This is a genomic window from Kitasatospora sp. GP82 (genome assembly GCF_029892105.1).
Classification (GTDB): Bacteria; Actinomycetota; Actinomycetes; order Streptomycetales; family Streptomycetaceae; genus Kitasatospora.
In genome coordinates, this window is the sequence record NZ_JARZAJ010000012.1 from 18,840 (window position 1) to 39,013 (window position 20,174).

23 protein-coding genes and 1 pseudogene are annotated in these 20,174 nt (G+C 68.2%); 18 read left to right on the forward strand and 6 right to left on the reverse strand.

Going from position 1 to position 20,174, the window contains the following annotated elements:
• Positions 1 to 9 precede the first annotated feature (9 nt).
• Together P3T39_RS14225 and P3T39_RS14230 are read left to right on the forward strand one after the other, a co-directional pair.
• The gene (locus tag P3T39_RS14225) at positions 10 to 588 is read left to right on the forward strand and encodes a TerD family protein (RefSeq protein ID WP_280697913.1); all 579 of its coding nucleotides are present in this window, start codon (positions 10 to 12) and stop codon (positions 586 to 588) included.
• A 297-nt stretch (positions 589 to 885) separates the two neighbouring features.
• Positions 886 to 1,857, forward strand: coding sequence for a TerC family protein (locus P3T39_RS14230; protein ID WP_280697914.1), 972 nt, complete (start codon positions 886 to 888; stop codon positions 1,855 to 1,857).
• A gap of 108 nt (positions 1,858 to 1,965) precedes the next feature.
• On the opposite strand, the pseudogene P3T39_RS14235 reads toward P3T39_RS14230, so the two are convergent.
• Positions 1,966 to 2,154, reverse strand: a pseudogene (locus tag P3T39_RS14235) (MBL fold metallo-hydrolase); the annotation flags it as partial.
• 30 nt (positions 2,155 to 2,184) lie between these two features.
• Here P3T39_RS14235 and P3T39_RS14240 point away from each other — a divergent pair.
• Positions 2,185 to 3,723 carry a recombinase family protein gene (locus P3T39_RS14240; protein ID WP_280697915.1) on the forward strand — a complete coding sequence of 513 codons (1,539 nt, stop codon included), beginning with the start codon at positions 2,185 to 2,187 and terminating at the stop codon, positions 3,721 to 3,723.
• A 273-nt stretch (positions 3,724 to 3,996) separates the two neighbouring features.
• Complete coding sequence (locus tag P3T39_RS14245) at positions 3,997 to 4,563, forward strand: hypothetical protein (protein WP_280697916.1); 567 nt, start codon at positions 3,997 to 3,999, stop codon at positions 4,561 to 4,563.
• A gap of 289 nt (positions 4,564 to 4,852) precedes the next feature.
• Here the strand turns inward: P3T39_RS14245 and P3T39_RS14250 are convergent, their stop codons facing one another.
• Both P3T39_RS14250 and P3T39_RS14255 read right to left on the reverse strand, forming a co-directional pair.
• The gene (locus P3T39_RS14250) at positions 4,853 to 5,038 is read right to left on the reverse strand and encodes a DUF4158 domain-containing protein (RefSeq protein ID WP_280697917.1); all 186 of its coding nucleotides are present in this window, start codon (positions 5,036 to 5,038) and stop codon (positions 4,853 to 4,855) included.
• Between the two features lie 291 nt (positions 5,039 to 5,329).
• Positions 5,330 to 6,187: a hypothetical protein gene (locus tag P3T39_RS14255; protein ID WP_280697918.1), complete on the reverse strand. Its 858-nt coding sequence runs from the start codon at positions 6,185 to 6,187 to the stop codon at positions 5,330 to 5,332.
• 95 nt (positions 6,188 to 6,282) lie between these two features.
• On the opposite strand from P3T39_RS14255, the gene P3T39_RS14260 reads away from it, so the two are divergent.
• From P3T39_RS14260 to P3T39_RS14315, 12 genes are all read left to right on the forward strand, one after another.
• On the forward strand, positions 6,283 to 6,516 hold the full coding sequence (locus P3T39_RS14260) for a helix-turn-helix transcriptional regulator (protein ID WP_280697919.1): 234 nt from the start codon (positions 6,283 to 6,285) through the stop codon (positions 6,514 to 6,516).
• Complete coding sequence (locus P3T39_RS14265) at positions 6,513 to 6,713, forward strand: hypothetical protein (protein WP_280697920.1); 201 nt, start codon at positions 6,513 to 6,515, stop codon at positions 6,711 to 6,713. The genes P3T39_RS14260 and P3T39_RS14265 overlap by 4 nt, the downstream gene beginning before the upstream one ends.
• 147 nt (positions 6,714 to 6,860) lie before the next feature.
• On the forward strand, positions 6,861 to 7,187 hold the full coding sequence (locus tag P3T39_RS14270; protein WP_280697922.1) for a hypothetical protein: 327 nt from the start codon (positions 6,861 to 6,863) through the stop codon (positions 7,185 to 7,187).
• Complete coding sequence (locus tag P3T39_RS14275) at positions 7,184 to 7,402, forward strand: hypothetical protein (protein ID WP_280697923.1); 219 nt, start codon at positions 7,184 to 7,186, stop codon at positions 7,400 to 7,402. The genes P3T39_RS14270 and P3T39_RS14275 overlap by 4 nt, the downstream gene beginning before the upstream one ends.
• Before the next feature lie 139 nt (positions 7,403 to 7,541).
• Positions 7,542 to 7,820 (forward strand): hypothetical protein, encoded by a 279-nt coding sequence (locus P3T39_RS14280; protein WP_280697924.1) that lies wholly within the window; start codon positions 7,542 to 7,544, stop codon positions 7,818 to 7,820.
• The gene (locus P3T39_RS14285; protein ID WP_280697925.1) at positions 7,817 to 8,797 is read left to right on the forward strand and encodes a bifunctional DNA primase/polymerase; all 981 of its coding nucleotides are present in this window, start codon (positions 7,817 to 7,819) and stop codon (positions 8,795 to 8,797) included. Before P3T39_RS14280 ends, P3T39_RS14285 begins: the two co-directional genes overlap by 4 nt.
• A complete protein-coding gene (locus P3T39_RS14290; protein WP_280697926.1) occupies positions 8,794 to 10,269 on the forward strand; it encodes an AAA family ATPase in 1,476 nt (491 codons plus the stop codon). The genes P3T39_RS14285 and P3T39_RS14290 overlap by 4 nt, the downstream gene beginning before the upstream one ends.
• A gap of 67 nt (positions 10,270 to 10,336) precedes the next feature.
• On the forward strand, positions 10,337 to 10,537 hold the full coding sequence (locus P3T39_RS14295) for a hypothetical protein (protein ID WP_280697927.1): 201 nt from the start codon (positions 10,337 to 10,339) through the stop codon (positions 10,535 to 10,537).
• A gap of 82 nt (positions 10,538 to 10,619) precedes the next feature.
• Positions 10,620 to 10,802, forward strand: a complete 183-nt coding sequence (locus tag P3T39_RS14300) for a hypothetical protein (RefSeq protein WP_280697928.1) — start codon at positions 10,620 to 10,622, stop codon at positions 10,800 to 10,802.
• Positions 10,799 to 11,011: a hypothetical protein gene (locus P3T39_RS14305; RefSeq protein ID WP_280697929.1), complete on the forward strand. Its 213-nt coding sequence runs from the start codon at positions 10,799 to 10,801 to the stop codon at positions 11,009 to 11,011. Before P3T39_RS14300 ends, P3T39_RS14305 begins: the two co-directional genes overlap by 4 nt.
• Positions 11,001 to 11,327: a helix-turn-helix transcriptional regulator gene (locus P3T39_RS14310; protein ID WP_280697930.1), complete on the forward strand. Its 327-nt coding sequence runs from the start codon at positions 11,001 to 11,003 to the stop codon at positions 11,325 to 11,327. The genes P3T39_RS14305 and P3T39_RS14310 overlap by 11 nt, the downstream gene beginning before the upstream one ends.
• A 46-nt stretch (positions 11,328 to 11,373) precedes the next feature.
• The gene (locus P3T39_RS14315; RefSeq protein ID WP_280697931.1) at positions 11,374 to 12,462 is read left to right on the forward strand and encodes a tyrosine-type recombinase/integrase; all 1,089 of its coding nucleotides are present in this window, start codon (positions 11,374 to 11,376) and stop codon (positions 12,460 to 12,462) included.
• Here P3T39_RS14315 and P3T39_RS14320 read toward each other — a convergent pair.
• From P3T39_RS14320 to P3T39_RS14330, 3 genes are all read right to left on the reverse strand, one after another.
• Entirely contained in the window at positions 12,459 to 12,677 is a 219-nt protein-coding gene (locus tag P3T39_RS14320) for a hypothetical protein (RefSeq protein ID WP_280697933.1), read from the reverse strand. The two genes, P3T39_RS14315 and P3T39_RS14320, sit on opposite strands and share 4 nt — an antisense overlap.
• 277 nt (positions 12,678 to 12,954) lie before the next feature.
• On the reverse strand, positions 12,955 to 13,596 hold the full coding sequence (locus tag P3T39_RS14325) for a hypothetical protein (RefSeq protein WP_280697934.1): 642 nt from the start codon (positions 13,594 to 13,596) through the stop codon (positions 12,955 to 12,957).
• Between the two features lie 19 nt (positions 13,597 to 13,615).
• Positions 13,616 to 18,523, reverse strand: a complete 4,908-nt coding sequence (locus P3T39_RS14330; RefSeq protein WP_280697935.1) for a ricin-type beta-trefoil lectin domain protein — start codon at positions 18,521 to 18,523, stop codon at positions 13,616 to 13,618.
• Positions 18,524 to 19,233: 710 nt separating this feature from the next.
• Between P3T39_RS14330 and P3T39_RS14335 the strand changes: the two genes are divergently transcribed.
• Together P3T39_RS14335 and P3T39_RS14340 are read left to right on the forward strand one after the other, a co-directional pair.
• A complete protein-coding gene (locus P3T39_RS14335; RefSeq protein ID WP_280697936.1) occupies positions 19,234 to 19,389 on the forward strand; it encodes a hypothetical protein in 156 nt (51 codons plus the stop codon).
• Positions 19,390 to 19,582: 193 nt separating this feature from the next.
• Positions 19,583 to 20,137, forward strand: coding sequence for a hypothetical protein (locus tag P3T39_RS14340; protein WP_280697937.1), 555 nt, complete (start codon positions 19,583 to 19,585; stop codon positions 20,135 to 20,137).
• The last annotated feature ends 37 nt before the right edge of the window (positions 20,138 to 20,174 follow it).

The window sequence follows — 20,174 nt, forward strand, 5'->3', positions numbered from 1 at the left end:
ACAGTTGCCGTGTCGGTGAATCTGGCAAAGGGCCAACGGGTCAGCCTGCAGAAGGGCTCGGGCGAGTCGCTGAGCGTGGTCCGGATGGGCCTGGGTTGGGCGGCGGCGCCCAGGCGCGGGCTGTTCGGCCTGCGCAAGCGTGAGATCGACCTGGATGCCTCGGCCCTGCTCTACGCCGAGAAGACCCCGGCGGACGTGGTCTTCTTCCAGCACCTGACCAGCAACGACGGCTCGGTCCGCCACACCGGGGACAACCTGGTCGGCGGCGAGGGCGCGGGCGGCGACGACGAGTCGATCCTGGTGGATCTGACGCATGTCCCGGCGCACATCACCCAGATCGTCTTCACCGTCAGCTCGTACACCGGGCAGACCTTCGCCGAGGTGCAGAACGCCCACTGCCGCTTGGTGGACGAGACCACCGGTCTGGAGCTGGCCCGCTACGAGCTCACCGGGGGCGGTCCGCACACCGGCCAGATCATGGCCAAGGTCTTCCGTGAGCCCGGCGGCTGGGGCATGCAGGCCATCGGCGCCCCGGCCAAATCGCGGACCTTCCAGGATCTGCTGCCCGCGATCGAGCCGTATCTGTAGAGCGCCGTATCCGTAGCGCACCGTATCCGTAGAGCTGCGATCCAGTAGCGATCAAGTCGCAGCCGAACCCTGATCGAGGAGTTCTTTACCTTCTTTACTCTCTCTTGGAAGTTCTGTTAGTGTTGATGGGAGCGGAGGGGAGTATTCCCCCGCAGTTGTCCCGTCATCACGGGCGTGCCTGTTTCCAGCGGCGCGCCCCGGGGCGCTGGTTCGTGTGTTCTCGTGTGGGGGCACACGGGCGGAAGAGACCTCCGGCAGTGACGTGTCTGACTCGCCTACCTGCCGGAGGAGCAGCTAGTGGACGTATCCGTGGGTCTTTGGATCGGCACCATCGGTGTGCTGATCGCCCTGATCGTGGCCGATTTCTTCATCGGCGGCCGCAAGCCGCACGAGGTGTCGGTCAAGGAGGCCGGAGCCTGGACCGTGGTCTGGGTCGTGCTGGCCGTTCTGTTCGGCGGTTTCCTGTGGTGGCACTCCGGTTCGCAACCGGCCGGCGAGTTCTTCGCCGGATACATCACCGAGAAGTCGCTCAGCGTGGACAACCTGTTCGTGTTCATTCTGATCATGGGCAAGTTCGCGGTTCCGAGGATCTACCAGCAGCGCGTGCTGATGGTCGGCGTGATCATCGCGCTCGTCCTGCGGGCGGTCTTCATCGCCGGGGGCGCCGCCCTGGTGACGACCTTCTCCTGGGTCTTCTTCATCTTCGGCGCCTTCCTGATCTGGACGGCCTGGAAGCTGGTCAAGGAGGCCAGGGCCGGCGAGGAGGAGGAGTTCGAGGAGAACCGCCTGCTCAAGTCGATCGAGCAGCGCTTCCCGTCCACCGACAAGTACCACGGCACCAGGCTGTTCGTCCGCGAGAACGGCAAGCGGCTGATGACGCCGATGCTGATCGTGATGCTGGCCATCGGCACCACCGATGTGCTGTTCGCGCTCGACTCGATCCCGGCGATCTTCGGTCTCACCCAGGACCCGTACATCGTCTTCACCGCCAATGCCTTCGCCCTGATGGGCCTGCGCCAGCTGTACTTCCTGATCGGCGGTCTGCTGAAGAAGCTGGTCCACCTCTCGTACGGCCTGTCGGTGATCCTCGGCTTCATCGGCGTGAAGCTGGTGCTGCACGCGCTGCACGAGGCCGGCGTCCACGTCCCGGAGATCGGCATCCCGTTCTCACTGGGCTTCATCGTCGTGGTGCTGGCCATCACCACGACCACCAGCCTGATCGCCTCCCGCAGGGCGGTGCAGGAAAGCCCCTCGGAGGCGAAGGTCTAGCCGGCCCCGGCCCCGGCCCATGTCGGCCTGACCCCTCCCCCTGAAGGGCTGTCTCGGCCCCCAGCCGTTCGGCGGCCGCCAGGCCGGGTACGGCCGGGGGCTCGGCCGTCACCAGCCGCGTTCGCGCCACTCGTCGAGCTGGGGGCGTTCGGTGCCGAGGGTGGTGTCGTTGCCGTGGCCGGGGTAGACCCAGGCCTCGTCCGGGAGAGCGTCGAAGATCTTCTCCTTGACGTCGCGGAAGAGGCTGGCGAAACGTGCCGGGTCCTTCTGGGTGTTGCCGATGCCGCCTGGGAACAGTAAAGGGCTTGCAGAGGTAACATGTCAACCATGACGATCCCTCAGTTCCCGCTCCCGGAAAGCAAGGTCCTCGCCCTCGCCTACTCCCGCATCTCCGAAGACCCACTCGACCAGCGACGCGGCGTCAAGCGCCAGAGGGAAGACCTGCGCGCACACTGCGACGCCGAAGACTGGCACCTCTACGCCGAGTTCTCCGACAACGACCTGAGTGCCCTCTCGGGCGACGAACGGCCGGACTACGACCGCCTCATGGCGACCGCAATCGAACTTGGCCCTCACGCTGCCAAAGCGGGCAAGAAGGTCGTTGTACTCGCCTACCACTCAAGCCGACTGTGGCGTAATCGCGTCGAGCGCGCACAGGCCATCGAAGACCTGCGACGCGTCGGCGCGTTCGTCGCGTTCGAGGCCGGTGGCTTCTACGACCTGACCAAGGCGTCGCAGCGTTCAGCGCTTGCCCAAGCTGGCGAAAACGACACCACTGAGTCTGAGGTCAAGGGCGAACGCGTCGAGCGCGCGGCCCTGGAACGGGCCCAAGAAGGCCGGGCGAACGGCAACGTCCTTTACGGCTGGCGCCGCGAATACGACTACGACAAACGTGGCCGGATCATCGGTTTCAACGATGTGGAGGACCTGGAGCAGGCTGCGATCGTCCGCGAGATCGTCCGCCGGATCCTTGCAGGCGAGAGTCTGATCGCCATCACCCTCGATCTCAACGAGCGCAACGTTTCTGCTCCTGGCGCCGGCCAGGAACGCAAACTCCGTGCCCACAACCAGGACGAGGAGGGCAGCCGTTGGGGCCGTACCTCCGTCAAGAAGATCGCACTGCGGAAGGCCAACATCGGCATTCGTGTCCACCGCGGCGCCGAGTACCCAGCGGCATGGCCGGCACTCGTTACTTCCGAAGAACACGCCAGGGTAGAGACATTGCTCGCGGACCGGGCCTCGGCTGGCGTCAGCCCAGGGCAGCGGAAGCACATGCTGTCCTGGACCGAAGTCGCCACATGTGGTGAGTGTGGCAGCTGGCTCAGGGTGGCCAAGCGCGGTAATCGCAAGCGTGGAAGGATCGCTGAGACCTACGTGTGCCAGGCCGCGAAGAGCTGCGTTGGCCGGAACAAGGAAGCCCTCGACAAGCACGTCGAGAACGTCGTCGTAGCCTTCCTGTCCAACCCCGGCGCGGCCGATATCTTCAAGCCGGACGAAACGGCAGCGATGGCCGCCCTGGAGCTGGTCGCTGGCCTGAAGGCCAGGCAAGCGGTTGCCGCAGACGACTATGCGGACGGCCTGATCACGCGCGAGCAGCTGTTGAGGATCAATCAGTCGCTCGGGCAACAGATCTCCGAGGCGCAGGCTGAGGTGCGGCGGCTGACGCCGGCCTTCGACCCGACCGTGTTCGACGGCCTCGTCGGGTCGGGGGCGCGCGAGCGATGGGACGCGCTGGAGGTCGGCCAGAAGACGCAGGTTCTCGAAGCTCTGCAGTTTCGGGTGACCGTGCTCAAGGTGAGTCGACGCGGACCCGGCTTTGACCCCGCGTCGGTAGAGGTCGAGCGCTTGCGCAGCGACGTCTGGTAGTCCAATAGGGGTCCAGCCAAGATGCCTGCGAAACCCACATTGAGATGATCATGGACTAGGCCGGCCGCCGTGCGGCCGGGGTGGCGAGCCTGTTCTGGTTGTCTGTTTTGAGGCGTCTGCGAACCGGTCGGCGCGGGGCATGCGCGTATCCCTGCCGGAAGCGGTTGCGGCGCGCCGGAGAAGATCAGCGTGGGGTTTCCGTCGACCGCCTGTGGGGTCTGTCACGCTAGCCCTGTTCACGTCACGCGACAGTTCATGCACGGAGTGTGAAAAATGGTTCAGGGGTTTCCCGACAGCTTCTTCCGCATCATCAATGCGGACACCGGGCTGTGTCTGGCCGCTCGATCCGGGGGTGTCTCCTACGGTTCGCAGACGGAGCACGACACGTGGACAGGTGAGGGCAAGGAGGTCGCCTTCTCCCATACGAAGGACCAGGTCCTGGGAGTGGTGAAGCCCATGGGGGACAGGGGCGAGATCTGGTTCATCGACAACAGGAAGAACTCCAGGGGCGAGGAGTTCTGGCACCTGACCAACCTCAACAAGGACATCCGCAGTTGGTTCAACCTCCACGCCTCGAGCCGGGACTTCGGGGAGCCGACACTTCCGTTGAGCCTGCACGGGGCCGGGAGGACGGACCAGAACCAGTGGGAGGCGCGGAAGCGCGAAGGCACCCAGTTCTACGACTTCCTCCCCGTTCCGCAAGGGGACGGGAAGAGGCTGGTCGGCCTCGAGCCGACCGGTAACGGCGACTACCGGGCCGTCCTGGATGACGAGGGTGCCCCCCACCAGCTGTGGCGCTTCGAAGAAGTAACGGTGCCGGGCGAAACCGTCCCCCGGTGAGCCCCTGGCAGGTATGAAACGAGGCGACCCCAGCGCCGGACGAACCGCCGGGACATTCCCGCAGGCCCGTCCGGCGCTGTCCTAATCCCAGGTCTGGGCCGCCACCCGGACCGACGTGGTGCTCCCGGCCCACCAAGAGCGGCGGTGGGACGTCAGGAAAGCACGATGATATGCGGAGCCAGATGACCGAGGCTGCTGCCGTTGCGGTGCCGAGGTAGACGTAGCGGCGTTTGTCGTAGCGGGTGGGTGCGCCACGAGGCGTCATGGAGTCGAGTGAGGTGAGAGACCTTCACCGCCGGGTTGTCGCATGGTAGGACTTGAGCAGCAGCAGAAGCGACAGCTGATGGTCCTCGCTGTCCGCCCGCTCCTGGGACCACAGCACCTCCTCGCGGCTCGGCGAGAAGAACAGATGCAGCTCACGCGCGGTGATCAGCCGCTTGAACCGCGGATACGCCGTCCGCTCGATCGACGTCATGTCCCGTCGCCCCACCCAGTCCCGATGCCAACATGACCACGGGCGACCCATCGCCCGCGCGGGCATCGTGACCGGAGATCATCAGGCGGGGAGTCAGAACCCCCCGCCGGGACAGGACCGGCGCTTGGATGATATTGATCCGGTCGGCCCACCCGACACCGCAGCGCAGCAGGCGAACGCCAGCGGCTCACGCCTCCATGATCATCTCAATGTGGGTTTCGCAGGCATCTTGGCTGGACCCCCAATAGGGTCCGGCTCCGGGCAGTCCCGGGCCGGTCCTTCTGGCGGTCCCTACTGATCGTCGCCTGGACCCTCGCCGGGACGGCCAGGTGTGGCAGCTCCGAGATAGCCCTGTGTGCGCGCCATTCCGACCCAGCGGGCGGCAGTCGAGTGCGATGCTCCGAAGAGCTCGGCGACGGCCTTGGTGGGAGCGAGTCCCCCCGCCACCGCGTCGCGGTATGCAGCAGCCACGCGCGCCAGATGCTCCTTTGTCACGCTGTTGCGCCTAGGTGTACCCCGAAGTGGGGTCTTCCCGGGGAGCGTTAGCCCAGAGCTGTCGTACTGAGTTCGAACGCCATCTAGGGCTGCGGTCCAGTGGGGGTCTGACTTCAGAGCCTGGGCATCGGCCTCTGATGCGTCGATCAGCGCTCCGCGCAGCGCCTTGGAGAGTACGGAGATTGTGCTCGCCGCCTCTTCGTCTGACACGTTGAGGATCTTCTTAACTGTGGCTACGTCGCCGATCTGGCGGGCCTGTTCGAGTAGCAGCTGTACGGTCAGGTAGCCGACGGCCAGATCGATCCATTTGTTCAGCGGCAGGGCCTTACGGATCAGATCTGCGGCGCGAGGAGCGTCCATTCCTTCGGCCCCCAGGACTGGGATGGTCACGACGCCGTCCACGACCTCACACATGACCATGACCACCACCTTCCCGGTCTCGGGCGGCTGGATGCGCAGGACGAACTTGGATGGCAGGAGCTGCTGTCCGACCTGGACCAGCCTGGCTCCGCTGCCCTCAGGGTCACCGGATGGCCATCCGGGTGTCACTCCCCACTTCCAGTCGCTCGGCGGAAGGGTTAGCGCCATCCGCCCCGCCTCATCGTCCCGCTGTCGCTTTGCCATGCCGACATGGTCGCAGATGGCAAAGCCCATGGCCACGACCTTGCCACTTCGAGCTACTCATATTGGCAAAAAGATGGAGTGATTGTGGCTAGCCATAATGGCAAGGTGTTGGTTAGGATCGGAGCATGCAGAATCCCGATGAACTGCGGGAACTCGCGTGGGTCCGGCATGCCGTGGCAAGTGGCAATGCCCGCGCGATCCGCGAAAAGTCGCACTTGACCACGGGTGACGTCGCCTCGGCCGTCCAGGTCACACCCGTCACCGTCTGGCGCTGGGAGAAGAACCTCCGCTCACCTCGGGGTCAGACTGCGCTGAGATACGGCCGACTGCTTCGTTCGCTCGCCCAGGGCGCCGCATGAGTGCCGCGCGTAACCCGCCCGCGTACGCCGACTTGATGCTCCAGGCGGCAGAGCTGGCGGGCGACGCCCGCGCTGCTGACTACTGGCGTCAGATCAAGGTGCTGGTCGATGGATTCCCTCCGCTCACCGATGGCGAGAAGGTCACGCTCCGCGCGATCTTCAGCACCACTCGCGTGACGGCGTCCAAGGCCGCCTGAACGCAGAATCCCCCGCCTATGCGCTGGTGTTAGCCGCACCAGCGACCGGCGAGGGCCTGCGCAACCAGTCCCTGAACAGACGAAAGCCCCGGTCGGCTGGCCAGCTGATGATCCGGGGCGGTCCGTCTCCGTCTCAAGGAGATCGCAGTGACCATCTTGCCAGACCGAACCGACATCGGGGTAGCGACCGCCATAGCCGGCGACCCCCTCCTCGTCTCCGCGCTCTCCGGCGGCGACGCCACCACCGTGATCGGCCCCATCGCCAGGGCCGCCACCCTCCTCGCCGACCTCCAGGCGGACACCCGCCGCTACCAGGACGTCGAAGCGGCAGCCTGGCCCCTCGCCCACGCGGAGAACATCACCGACGCGATCGAGGACCTCCTCACCAACCCGGCCACCACCCGGGCTGTCCGCCAGCTCATTGGGCAGATCGTCCTTACTGCCGACCAGTACGCCGCGAGGTGGTCGAAGTGACCGCCACCACCGACAAGTTGCCGCAGGTCGGCATCATTGCCGTCAACCTCGCCTCCGCCGGCCCCGCCCTCCGGCACGTGTGGATCGACCAGGACACCCTCCTCGTCGCCCACGACCCCCAGGTCCTCCCGCACGACCTCGTCGCCCGCCTCGTCCAGGAGCAGATCGGCGACCACCACAACATCGACGACGACTTCAGCGCCGGTGGCCGGTGACCAACACGTACAGCCGCCCGGGGGAGCTGCCGCAGCACGCGCTGCGGCAGGCCCTCGGGCTTTCCCGTTTCACTGCCGGGCTGGAAGCCCTCGACCAGCCCGGCGCCCCCCAACCTTCGCACCCGAGCGGAGCACGCCAGTGAACACCGACACGACCGCCGAGCCGAGGGCCGCGGTCACCGAACACCGGCCCGGGCAGTGGCCGGCGGGATGCCACCGGCCCGGCCGTGACGAGGCGTGGGTGCGGCTCCAGGCCGAGCGGGCCCGCCGTGAACTCGTTCTCGCGTCCATCGCCGCCGACCTCGGCGAGCAGCCCAGCCCCCGCGCCGTAAGGGTCGCGGGCCGCCGCTGGTGCCTGTACGTCACCCAGCTCGCCGACGACATCGCCACCGACAAGCAGCAGGGCGGTGACCAATGAACCTCGGCCCCCTCCCGCGAGAACGTCGCCACCGCGCCATCCACGCGTTCATCGACCGTGGCTGCCCCGTCTCGGCGCTCGCCCCCGGCTCCAAGAAGCCCATGAAGTCCTGCCCGCAGTGCGACATCAAGTCCCCCGACTACGTGCGCCACCACGGTGTACAGGACTGCCCCCACCCTGCCGACCTGTGCCACGGCTTCCATGCCGCCACCCTCGACCACGGCAAAGCCCAGTCCTGGATCGACCGGCACCCTGACCTCAACTTCGCCGTCTCCGCAGGCCCTGCCGGGATCGTCGTCATCGACCTCGACAAGAACAAGGCCAACGCCGAGGTGCCCGCTCCGTACCAGCTGTCCGGCGTCCGCGACGGTTTCGATGTCTTCGCCCTGGCCCTGGAGCGCTACAAAGCGCCCTACCCCACGGACGCCATGCACGTCGCCACCATCAGCGGCGGCCTGCACCTGTGGTTCCGGTTGCCCCCCGGCCGGGTCGTCCTCAAGTCTGAAGGCGCCTTCGGCTGGCTGGTCGACGTCCGCTCTACCAACTCGTACATCATCGGCCCGACCTCAGTCGTCGGCGGAGTGGAGTACCGGCGCATCGGGCACTCGACCGCGCCGATGCTCGCCCCGGCCTGGCTCCTCCACCACCTGGAGGGCACCGGCCACGCGCCCAAGCCTCCCGCCCCGCCCAGGCCCGCACGGCAGCGCCCGACCGGCCGTCAGGATGCCGCCGGACACCGCGGCAAGACCCTCCAGCAGCTGGCCGACGAACTCGCGTCCGCGCCGGAGAGCACCCGCCACGCTGAACTGTGCCGGGTTACCACTGCCGCCGCGCACCTGGTCCTCGCCGGACACATCGACGAGCACGAGATGCGCGCCGAGATGGAAGCCGCCGGACGGGCCGCAGACCGCAGTGACTACGAGATCCACAAGGCCATCGAGACCGCATTCACCTACGCCAGCAGGGGTGCCGCATGACCCAGATCGACGACCGGGTGACCGGGGATCCCTGGGCCGGCAAGGTGCCGCCGATGCGGCGGGAACCCGAGCGGGACGATGCCTACGTCTCCCCCGAGGAAGCATCGGAGGAGCACTTCGAGAAGCGGCTGAAGGCCCTCGAAGCCGAACTCCTCGGCACCGAAGACCTGGACAACATCCCGGCGTTGGAGCCGATCATCGCCGACGTCCTCTTCCGCGACACCCTTGCCCGGATCTTCGGCGCGTCCGGCACGTTCAAGTCCTTCACCACCCTGGACTTCGCTGGCTGCGTCGGAACCGGAAAGCTCTGGCACGGACGGCTCGTTCGGCAGGGACTCGTGATTTACCTCGTTGCTGAGGGCATCAAGGGCATCCGCAAGCGCGTCCGTGCCTGGGAGCAGCACTACGGCATCAAGATGACCGGCGTTAGGTTCCTGCCCCGCCCGGTGCAGGCCATGGACCCGGAGTGGCTCGTTCTCATCGAACTGTGCCAGCGCCTTCAGCCCGCACTCGTCATCGTCGACACCCAGGCCCGGGTCACCGTCGGCATCGAGGAGAACTCCAACACCGAGATGGGCCGGGTTGTCGACCGCATGGAGCAGCTGCGAACCGCATCCGGGGCGTGCGTGCTGCTGGTCCACCACACCGGCAACGAGGGCGAGCGAGGCCGAGGCGCGACGGCGGTCAAGGGTGCCCTGCAGACGGAAATCAGCATTACCCGCAAGGGCAAGAGTCTCCATGACATCACTGTGACCCTTGGCACCGGCAAGCAGAAGGACGACGAGGAACTCGGCGACGTCGTCTTCGGCCTGCACCAGATCCAGCTCAAGGGCGAAGCGAAGGAGGACGGCACCCCGGTCACCTCCGTCGTGCTGGTCGCCCTGGATGCCGCACCACAGCGTGTCAGCAGCGGACCGGAGCCCGGCAGCCCGGAATGGATCGCCGACCAGCTCGACAAGGCTGGCGTGCCGCTGTGGGGCCGCGACCGGATCACGCGCAAGTGTGCAGAACTCGGCATCAAGGCTCGGAAAGACAAGATCGAAGAGGCCATCAGGATCCGTGCGAACCGCCCCGCAGAACCTGCCCCCGAACCTGCCCCCGACCTGCCCCCGCTCTTTTCAGAAAAAGCTGCCCCCGAAGGCGGGGCAGGTTCAGAAGAAATCCCAGGTCAGACCTGCCCCGGGCAGATTGGGGGCAGGTCTGGGGCAGGCGCTCTGACCGAACCTGCCCCCAGCCCCCGTCCTTTAGGGCGGGGGCAGGTCGGGGCACCCAGGCCGAATGCGCCGTCTGCGGCGAGCCCCTTGCCCCCTTCCTGGCCAGCCAGGGCATCGACGTCCACATCGGCTGTTGACCTCTCGGCGGTCGCCCCAGTGCCGCTAGGTCGTGACGACCACCCCACCCAGCCCAAGGTCATGACAGTGCCCCGACCGGCCGCACCAGAAGCTCGCCGGGGTCGGGCCCACCCGACGTAGGCCCGCCCCCGGCACCACCCAGGATCCGGCAACCGCCGGCACCCACCAACCAGCAGGAGAGATCACCTTGAGCGTCTACACCTCGCAGTCGTCCCCCGTCCCGACCGTCCGTTCACTCAGCCTCGCCACCTCCGGCAACCTCCAGGCCGTCGTCCGCTGCCCGAACTGCCAGCAGCTGCACCGGCACCTGGGCCTGGGCGTCCGAAAGGGACCGTGCGGCCAGCTCTACGTCCTGGTGGAGCCGCGCAAGGCCAGCAGAGCGGCCTGACCATGCGGCCCGGTGCCCACGGGCGCCCTCCGCCGGGCCGCACCCCTCGCATCCCCTTCAGCCCCGACTCAGGGAGCAGCACGTGAAGCTCAGCAGTACCCAGCAGTTGAAGCACTGCCCGGCGTGCCGGCGCTTGAGGCCGGCCAGGTCGCTCGGCCAGGCGACGGTCCGCGGCGAGCAGTTGGAGATCCTGGAGTGTTCGGAGCCGTCCTGCGCGCTCCGCTGGTGCATCGACCGGCGGCCGCCGCTCGGAATCGCCGCATGACCGGGGACGAGACGGTACGGCGCCGCTGGCAGAAGCTCGACGACGAGCAACGCGCCCTGGCCGAGGAGTTGATGCGGCGAGCCGAGGCACTGCGGGAGGTGTCCGAGGACGGCCTGTCGATAGCCGAGGCGATCGAGCTCGCGGCGGACGCGGTGCAGCGGCGCGGCCTGGCGGCGCCCAGGCCCGAGGCGGTGCCCGATGGCCGATGAACGGATCCGGGTGCGGCGTACTCCGCCGGCCGGGCTCGGCCCGATGCTCGGTGAGGCACGGCTGCGGGCCGGTTACGGGCTGCGGGAGTTCGCCCGGCTGGTCGGCTTGTCGCACTCGTACGTGATCCAGCTGGAGACCGGGAAGCGCTGCCCGTCGGTCACGGTCGCCCGCCGAATCGCCGCCGTCCTGGCGCTGACCGAGGACGAGATGGTCCCGCTCCGCGACGCAGCGGTCGATGACGCCGGCCGGGACCATCCGGCGAGGCGTAGCGCGTCCGCAGGGGCCGGTTCCCTTGGCGACCGGACTGACCACTGACGAGTAGTGGATAACCGAAATTATCCAATACAGAGAGGGAAGTTGAGTGACCATACTGCCAGCCCCCCGACCCGCCGCCGGGACGCTCTCCACCGATCGGCACGACCCGCGCGACGACTGGCCCGACGAAGCCCGCGCCCTGCGCGCCCTCCTCGCCGCCATCTACAGCCAGGACGATCCGCTCCCGGACATCGCCGGCGGATGGGTCGCCCGGCAGCGCTCCGCCAACACCCGCAAGGCGTACGCCCGCCGCTTCCGCGCCTGGGAGTCCTACGCCCGCTCCTGCGGCGTCCACCCGCTCCAGGCCGGGCTGCCCCTCGCCGACGCCTACGCCCGGCACATCGAGACCGCACCCACCCAAGTCCGCGTCAAGGGCGGCAGCCGCGGCCAGACGGCATCCACCGGTCAGCCGCTCTCCCCGTCCGGACGCGCCCAGGCGCTCTCGGCCGCCGGATCGTTCTACACGTACGCCTCCCGCCTCGGCGCCGTGACCGCAGACCCGTTCGCGGCCGTCGCCCGACCGGACATCGACCCTGACCACTCGTCCACCGAGGGCCTCACCCCGGATGAGACCGCCCAGCTGCTGGCCACAGCCCGGGACTGGGGGAAGCGCTCATACGCCCTGGTCGCGTCGCTGTACCTGCTCGGCCCGCGCGTCGACGAGGTCCTCGCCCTGGACGTCGGCCAGCTCGGCTACGACCGCGGGCACCGGACACTGCCCCTGCGGCGCAAGGGCGGCCGGATCCAGGCTGTTCCGGTGCCGCCGATGGCGCTGGACGCTCTGCTGGCTCACCTCGACGGCCGTACGAGCGGCCCGCTGTTCACCACCGGCAGCGGTCGGCGCTGGTCCGAGCCGGAGGTCTGGAAACACCTGCGGATGCTCGCCCGCCGGGCCGGCCTGCCGCAGGCCGACAACATCAAGCCGCACGCTCTGCGGCACGGGTTCATCACCGACGCGCTCGACCAGGGCGTGCCGCTGCACGAGGTCCAGGACGCGGCCGGCCACCGCGACCCGCGCACGACTCAGAGGTACAACAGGCGCCGCGGCCGACTCGATGGGCACCCGGCGTACAAGGTGGCGGCGGCGATGGCCGAACGCCTGGAGCGCGGCAGCCAGCAGGGGTTGCATACCTAGTCCTTGTCCAAGTCCACCAGGAAGTCGACTACAGGCACGAGCTGGTCGCCGTACCCGAACTTCCGCCCCATAGCCGTGTATCGCTCGTATGTGGAGCGGTCGATCGGTGCCCAGTACTGGGACAGGCAGCGCAGGAGCAGCCGGAATCCCAGGTCGGGGCCGACCTCGCGGATGGCGAGGTCGAGGGCGGGCACCACGCCGGAGGACAGGCTCACCAGCCTGGGGCGGCGCGAGCTACAGCTGGCCGCGACGGACGGTGGCGTCGCCGAGCGGGCGCCGGCCTTTCCGTCCGAATGGGACGTCTGCGATTGCCGTGACGTGGCCGCCCTGGCTGGGGATGCGCGGCCCCGATGCCGGGCGGGGCGGCCACAGAGTGCACCGTCAGGTGTAGGAGCCGTGGGCGGGCACAGAAGGCGAAGACCTCCTGCGCGGAGTCACCGCGCAGGAGGTCTTCGTCGTATCGGTCACGCCACTCGCGTCACCGTGCGGTTGTCAGTCCACGAGGTGTTCGTAGCCCTGGACCAGGAACTCTCCGTACTCGAATTTCTCGCCGAGGGCCACGTACCGTTCGTACTGGCCTTGGGAGATCCCAGGGCCGAAGGCGGTGAGCGCCCGCAGGAGGAAACGGAATGCTAGGTCGGGACAGGCGTAGGCCGCGACTTGCTCGAGCGCGGGTACCACGCCGGGAACGTACCTCCTCTGGGGACTCAGTGATCCATTGAGCATCCCGTTTGACACCAGCAGGATCTCGTCCAGGACCGCTCCGGTCAGGTGGACGTACGCGTTCGGCGGAGCGCTGGTCAGGCTTCCTGGGGGGGCCTCCGCGAGGAGGTGCTCCCGGTACAGCCGGATGACCAGCCGGAGCCAGTCACGTCCTTCCCTGCCTTCGTCGCGAAGGACGTGCAACTGCTCGGTGCCAAGCGACCACAACGCCTCGATCGCCCAGGTCGGCACGTCGGAGTCGGCCAGCCGAAGTGCGTCGATGAGGGCGGCTTCGACCTTGTACGCCGGCATGTCGACGGTGTAGGCCATCAGCACGTCGACGTCGCTGCCCTCCTCCTCTCGCCAGTACCGATGGAACGCTCTGGCCAGGTGGGGGAGTCCGAACTCCATTCCGCCGTATCGCTCGGTCACGGACGGCTCCTCAGCTCTTCTACTGGACAGGGAAGATCGACGTGACGTACCACTTCCGCCTCCCCTCGTGACCGGCGTCCTTCGCCACGCGAACCCTGACCTTGGTGCCGACATCGAACTCCTTCACCGTACCGTTGGCCTGCTTCACGTAGGTCTTGCCCAGCGAGGTGACCTGCTGCCCGTCGACGATCACGTTGTCGAGTTTTACCGTGAACTCGTCCGAACGGTCGGAGCGGTTCATGAACTTGGCCATCCATGAGTTCTGCTTCGCTATCGCCAGTTCCAGCGCCTTCTGCGCGGTCGCAAGGTCGGTGAACACTCCGTTGGTGCCCTTGGTCATGGCCATTGCCGCCGCGCCGGCGGGCGTGATGCCCATGAGGGCCCCGTTGGCACCGTAAGGGCCTTGGGCGACGTGGTCACTGATGGTGTGTGCGTCAGATTTCGGGCTGAGCTCGTCCTTGAGCAGGTTCAGGCAGTTGTGGACGAGGATGTCGGAACCTGCGGCCTGCGGTCCGTGCACGTAGAAGGTGTGCGGGCCGTCGACGGTGAGGTCGTAGACCGCCTCGGGTGCGACGCCGGTCCGCTCGTGCAGGCCCGTCACCGGGTGCCGGGCGCCGTCCCGGCCGAGCAGCACGTCACCAACGCGAAGCTGGGACACCTCGCGCCAGCCGATCCCGTCGACGTACAGGCGATGCCCGGCCGTGCTGGTGACTCGGCCGACCTGGTCGATGTCGAGGTCGACCAAGCGGATGGTGTCGTGTCCGAAGGTGTCGGTCACCGGCTGGGCGCTGGTGGCGCCTGAGGCCGGATCGACGGCCAGCAGCCGGTCGCCGACCCGTACGTTCTCGATCGCGCGGCGGGTGCCATCGGCTATGACCACGGTCGTGCCGGCCGGGAAGCTGTTGGTGGTGCAGGCCTCGAACACGTCCTCGGCGATGTGCATCTCAGTGTCGATGGCGGCGAGGGCGTTCGCGTCCAGGTCGAGGGCCTTGAGGGCCTTGTACGCGTCCTCGATACCGACGCCGGTGTGCAGCGCGGCGTCGAGCACACGCATCAGATCGACGGCCTTGGCGATTTTCGCCGGCGGCACGAACCAGGTCGCGGCCCAGGCGCAGTCGCTGAGGCTGCCCTTGGCGCAGTCCGTGAAGTCCTGGGTGAGGCCTTGCCACAGCGCCTTGAACAGGGCCTCATCGAACGCCTTCGTGATGTCCCAGTTGCTGAAGTGGTGGGTGACCTGTCGGGTCACGTCGGGGAAGGTCTGGCTGCCGAGGAAGACGGTGCTGTCGGCGGGGCAGGTAGCGGCACTGACATCGGCGGGAGCCGACGCGCTGGTGCACACGAAGAAGTCGACCGTCACGCTGAAGTGCAGCTCGAACTTCACGTCACAGCCGCTGTTGCCCATACCGAGCACGCACGTGTTGAGGGGCTTCGGCTCACCCAGCGGCGTGACCCGCTGCTCCGTGAACATGTGCGCCACACCGGTGGCGCCGCCGCTGTCGATGGTCGCGGCGGCCTGCTTCTGCTCGGCCAGGGTCGCCGCTTGTTGGGCGGCCGCGGCCTGCTGGGCGGCGTCCTTGGCGGCGGCCTCGGCCTCGGCGGCGTCCTTGTCTGCCTGGGCCGCCACCTCGCGGGCGGTGGCCGCGGCCTGCTGGGCCTGGTCGGCCGCCTGGTGGGCGGCCGTGGCGTCGGCCTCGGCGGCGTTCGCCGAGGCCCGGGCGGCGGATGCGTCACCGGCCGCCGCCTGCGCCGCGGACTGCGCCGCCGCCGCGTCGGCGGCCGCCTGCTCGTCGTACTGGATGGTGACAGCCACCGTGGCCTGGGCCTCGGCCGCGGTCTTCTGCGCCTCGGCGGCGGAGGCGAGCGCCTGCTGGACCGACACCTGTGCCGCGGCGGCCTGGGCTGCAGCGTCGGCGGCCTGCGCCTGGGCGCCCTTCGCGTCGCCGGTGGCGGCGTCCGCGAGCGCCTTGGCGTCCTTCGCGGCCTGTGTGGCCTGGTCGGCCTTGGCCTTCGCGGCAGCCTGCTGTTGCTCGGCTACGGTCTTGGAGGCCTGTGCGGTCAGTACCGCGAGCCCGGCCGAGGAGTCGCTGTCCACGTACGGTGCGCCGAGGGCGATCGCCTGGTTGGCCGGAGCCGCGACCTGCTGGGCCGCGCTGGCGGCCCCGGTGGCGGCCCCGGTGGCGGTGTACGAGAAGCCGGCCGCGGTCGCGGCGCTGGACTGGGCCTGCTGCGCCGCCGCCCCGGCTTTGATGGCGTTGTCCTGTGCGCTCTTGGCCTGGGCCTGTGCGGTGGCCGCGTCCTGCTGGGCGGTGGCCGCGTCCTGGGAGGCTTGCTGAGCGTCGGAGATCGCCTTGGCCGCTGCCGACTCGTCGGTCCTCAGCGCGGCATCCGCGGTGGCCTTGGCGGACTGGGCATCGTTGGCGTCGGCCTTCGCCCTGCTGGCTGCGGCCTCGGCGCGGGTGGCTTCGGCGTCCGCGTCCTGAGCGGCCTTGGTGGCGGCGTCAGCGGCCGAGGAGGCCTGGTTGGCCGCCGTGGTGGCGTTCGCCGCGTCCTGGTCGGCCGCGTTCGCCGCGTCCCGGGATGCCTTCGCCTCCGAGTCGGAGTCGTGCGCATCCGCGTAGGCGTCGGCCGCCTGTGTCCTGGCCTGAACCGCGTTGGCGTTCTGCGCCGCATCCCAGGCCTGCTGCCGGGCCTGCTGGGCGCCCTGGTCGGCCTGCTGCGCGGCCTGCCGTTTGTCCGCCGCAGTCTTCCCGGCCTGCTGGGCGGCGGACAGCGCGTCGTTGGCCTTCTGCTCGTACTGCTGCGCGGCGGAGAGATCCTGGGCCGCCTTCGCCTGGTCCTGCGCCGCCTGGTTCTTGGCCGCCGCCGCTGTGGCCTGCTCGGCCTCGGCGGCCTGCCGCTTGGCGTGCGCGGTGTCGGCGGCCTGCTTGGCCGTGGCCTCCGCCTGCTGAGCGGTCGCCAGCTGCTGCTTGGCATCGCTCGCTGCCTGGGCAGCCTTCTTCGCCTGGAGCGCCGCACCGTCGGCGGCGGCCTTGGCCTGCACATCCGCCTCCTGCGCGGCCGCCAGGCGGAACGCCGCCTGCGAGGCCTGCGCCTGAGTGCGCGCCAGCTGCTGGAGCGTCGCGCCGTCGGCGGCCGAGGCGGTGGTCGCCTGGTAGGCGGTCTGCGCGGCCTTAGCGATCGCATCCAGCGCGGCCGCGGACGCCTTGGTGACCTGGGCCTCCTGCTGCGTGGCGAGCAGGCCGCGCCCGCGCGGCTGACCCGCGGCGTCCGCGACCGCGTACGCCTGCTGCTCAGCAGCGTCAGCATCCTTCGCCGCCTGCTGCGCAATCGCGGCCTGCTGCGCCGCGATCTGCCACTGAGCCTTCGCCGCCTGCTGGGAGATCGGGAGCTCCTTGGCGACCTGGGCAAACTGCGACTTCGCCGGGTAACTCGGGCTGTCGCTACCGGTGGCGGTTCCGGAGTTGTCCTGCTCGGCGACGAACTGCTGCGCCGTGGTGCCGTTGCAGTCCCACACCTGGGCAGCCTGGCCCTGGTCATTGGTGTGCATGTCCAGGCACAGGCCGGTGCCTACGTTGAACAGCCGGGTGGTGCCCTCGGTGGTGGCGTACTGCCAGTGCTGCGCGCCGGAGCCGTTGCAGTGCCACAGCTGGACCCGGGTGCCGGCGTGCGGCGCGCCGTGCATGCCGTCGACGTCCAGGCACTCCTTGCCGATGTAGTCGGCGCCAGTGCTCAGGGCACCGTCGAGCGTGCCGTTGCCCGAGGGGTACCACTTCTGCGAGGCGGTGCCGTTGCATCGCCACGCCTGGATGGCGTTGCCGTTGGCGGTGTTGCCACCCTGGTCGTCCAGGCACATGCCGGTTACGCCGCGCAGGTGCAGGACCGTGGGGCCGGAGCCAGTCCAGCCCTTGCCGCCGGGCCCCCACCACGCCTGCCAGTGCGCCAGGTGGTCAGCGATCCAGGCCTGCCCAAGAGTCTCGCCGAGCGCCTGCGCGCCGCGCTGAAGGGCGTCAGTGGCCTTGGCGTTCGCTGCCATGATCGCGTTGCGCTGCGAGGTCTGGCCGCCGATCTCCGTCTGCCACTCCTCGGACGCCGTCTGAACCTCCTGGTCGAGGACATGATTCGGGTCCTGCGGATTGCGCCAGGCGCAGCTCGCGAACCGGGATTTCAGGTCCTCCACGGCGATCCGGAACGGCAGCGTACCGGTGGTGGGGGCGCTGCGGGGGAAGCCGCCGTTTTCCAACAGCAGCCGGGTGTCGTCGGCCTGGAGTGAGTGCATGAACGTCAGGTCACGCCAGGCCTGCCACTCGGCGAGGTCCCGCTGGAAGTTCGGGTCGTTGCCGTTGGTGGGCTCGGTGAAGAGCGCGGTGCCGAGCTTGGTGGCGGCGTCAGCCGGCTCCTTCCCGGCCAGCAGGGTCGGATCGCCGTAGAAGCTGTTCTCGCTGGTCCAGAACCGCTGGCCGAGCCAGGGGCCCAGGCCGACCTGACCGAAGAAGTCCTGGTGCTGGTCGGAGACCCCCGGCGGCCACTGGAAGGCGGCGTCGGTCATGTCGCCGGGGACGTTCAGCCCTTGCAGCGGCTTCTTCCACGCCGCGACCTGCTTGCCCAACGCCTCCCCGGTGGCGTCGTAGGCCGTGTGGTCCTGGCCGTACGCCACATGTAGCGGCGTCTCGGGCTTGCCGTCGTCTTTCGGGTTGTCGAAGTAGTTCGGGTTGGCCGCGTTCTTGAGCTGGTCGGCGGTGCCGTCCAGGCCCGGTTCGGCGACCTGTTTCATGGCAGGGCCGCCCTGACGCAGCACGGTGGAGAGTAGGCACTGCTCGTTGCGGACCTGCTCGGCGGTAGCCGGGTCAAACGCGGCGGGAGCGGCCGCACCGCCGCGAGGGGCAGGGGTAGCGGCGAGGACGGGAGTGTCTGAGATGCCGAGTGTCACGGCGGTGAGGAGAGCAGTGGTAGCGGTCAGCCGCTGCCAGGCTCCTCGTTTCCGGCGCCCGGCTGGGCGATGTGTCGGATTCACCAGTGTGGTTTCTATTCGAGGGCGCCGGTGAATCCGAGCACTATCCGCACGCGCCCCCCACCCACCCGCGCCGATTGGTCAAGCACGGGAACACCATTGCGGCCCCCCGGCAAACTCACATGCTTCACTCAGGAAACCCTCATATCAAGCGAGTACCAATCGGATAAATCAGACAAAATCCGACTAAACTCAGCCAGCACGACAGAGCGGTTCACGCGCTATGTCCGGATCCCCTGATTTAGATGTGAAGAAGACCACACCGGGCCAGTCCGCTGGCGCCGATGTCCGCTCTGCTATCTCCCCCTCGACCTTCCAGTGAAGACTGACCTTGAAGCGGGGGTCTATGCCGCTGCTGCTCCCCAGGCGCGGATGACTGCACGGACATCTTCGGGACCGGGTTGACCTGCGGCGTTGCGAATGGGCTACCTGCCGAGAAACCCTGGGCGTGGCAGTGCGGCCGACCGAGGAGAGAGCAAGTGCTGCTGGCTGGCCCGTGTCGCTGACACCACCACCGGCCTGGTGTTCCGTCCTAGGCGGTAGGAGTCGGGACTGGTGAGCTCGCATGTTGAAGTGTCGTCTATTCGCGACTGGCGCCAGCACGTCATGACACTGCGTGAGCAGTCGGAGTGGTCGACCTGCCGGCCGGTGGCGTCACCGATCTGATGGCGCTCCTGGAAGCCCCCGAGGAACGCGCCGAGGCCGACCACCCTAAGGTGACGGCGAGCCGCCCCAAAAGAGCGCTGAAGAAGTCCCGCCCAGCCAAGCGCACCCGCAAGAGGTAGCCGTCTGGACCGTCAGATCGGCTACAGAAAGCTACTTGTCACTTCGCCGTAGCTATGCGAGCGCAGGGCACTGCCGCGTTCCTCGTTGATTCCTGCCGCCACGTAGCTTCACGTGTCTGCTGCGGGGCAGTTGTGTTCTTTGACGACATGGGGACTGCGCCAGTCCTTGGGACTGCGGGATGGGGACAGGATCTTGAGCGCGGTAATCACACTGGTGGTGGCTGTTTTCGGTGTCATGGGCACCTTGTTGGCGCCGTTGCTCGCGCAACGCGCTCAGGCCCAAGTATCGAAGGACGATTTCGAACGCCAGCAGCTGGCTGCTCAAACGCAGTGGGATCGCGAGCAGAGGCAGGCAAACCTGGCCCAACGCCGTGCGTGCTACGTAGCCACGAACGCGGCCTATCGGCGGTACCGGGTCGAGATAATGAAGTTCCTCTGGTGCTCGCACCAAGGCGGTGTGACCGAGCAGGACAGAGATGTCCTTGAGCAGGCCCGCCAAGCGCACCATGCGGCTTTCGCGGAAGCGCAGATGGTCGCCTCACGTGCAGTCTTGGAGCAACTGGATGTGGTCACGCAAGCGTTGTCCGAGGCATACCGCAAGACGCAGTGCCTGCACGAGGGGAACCCGGATCCGAACGGGTCCTTCGACGAGATCCGGGACTATCTGAAGTGGCTCTGGGAGAGGTGGGAGGAAATGCGCAGCGTCATGCGCGTTGACTTGGGCATCGAGAGCTCCGTGGACGACTGAGGCTCCGTTCATCACGGGCCGGGACCGGCACGAACCG

Coding starts and splice junctions, on each gene's coding strand:
- P3T39_RS14245 (WP_280697916.1), top strand. CDS start 3,997: ATGGTTCAGGGGTTTCCCGACAGCTTCTTCCGCATCATCAATGCGGAC.
- P3T39_RS14305 (WP_280697929.1), top strand. CDS start 10,799: ATGACCGGGGACGAGACGGTACGGCGCCGCTGGCAGAAGCTCGACGAC.
- P3T39_RS14240 (WP_280697915.1), top strand. CDS start 2,185: ATGACGATCCCTCAGTTCCCGCTCCCGGAAAGCAAGGTCCTCGCCCTC.
- P3T39_RS14290 (WP_280697926.1), top strand. CDS start 8,794: ATGACCCAGATCGACGACCGGGTGACCGGGGATCCCTGGGCCGGCAAG.
- P3T39_RS14285 (WP_280697925.1), top strand. CDS start 7,817: ATGAACCTCGGCCCCCTCCCGCGAGAACGTCGCCACCGCGCCATCCAC.
- P3T39_RS14255 (WP_280697918.1), bottom strand. CDS start 6,187: ATGGGCTTTGCCATCTGCGACCATGTCGGCATGGCAAAGCGACAGCGG.
- P3T39_RS14250 (WP_280697917.1), bottom strand. CDS start 5,038: ATGACGTCGATCGAGCGGACGGCGTATCCGCGGTTCAAGCGGCTGATC.
- P3T39_RS14265 (WP_280697920.1), top strand. CDS start 6,513: ATGAGTGCCGCGCGTAACCCGCCCGCGTACGCCGACTTGATGCTCCAG.
- P3T39_RS14260 (WP_280697919.1), top strand. CDS start 6,283: ATGCAGAATCCCGATGAACTGCGGGAACTCGCGTGGGTCCGGCATGCC.
- P3T39_RS14310 (WP_280697930.1), top strand. CDS start 11,001: ATGGCCGATGAACGGATCCGGGTGCGGCGTACTCCGCCGGCCGGGCTC.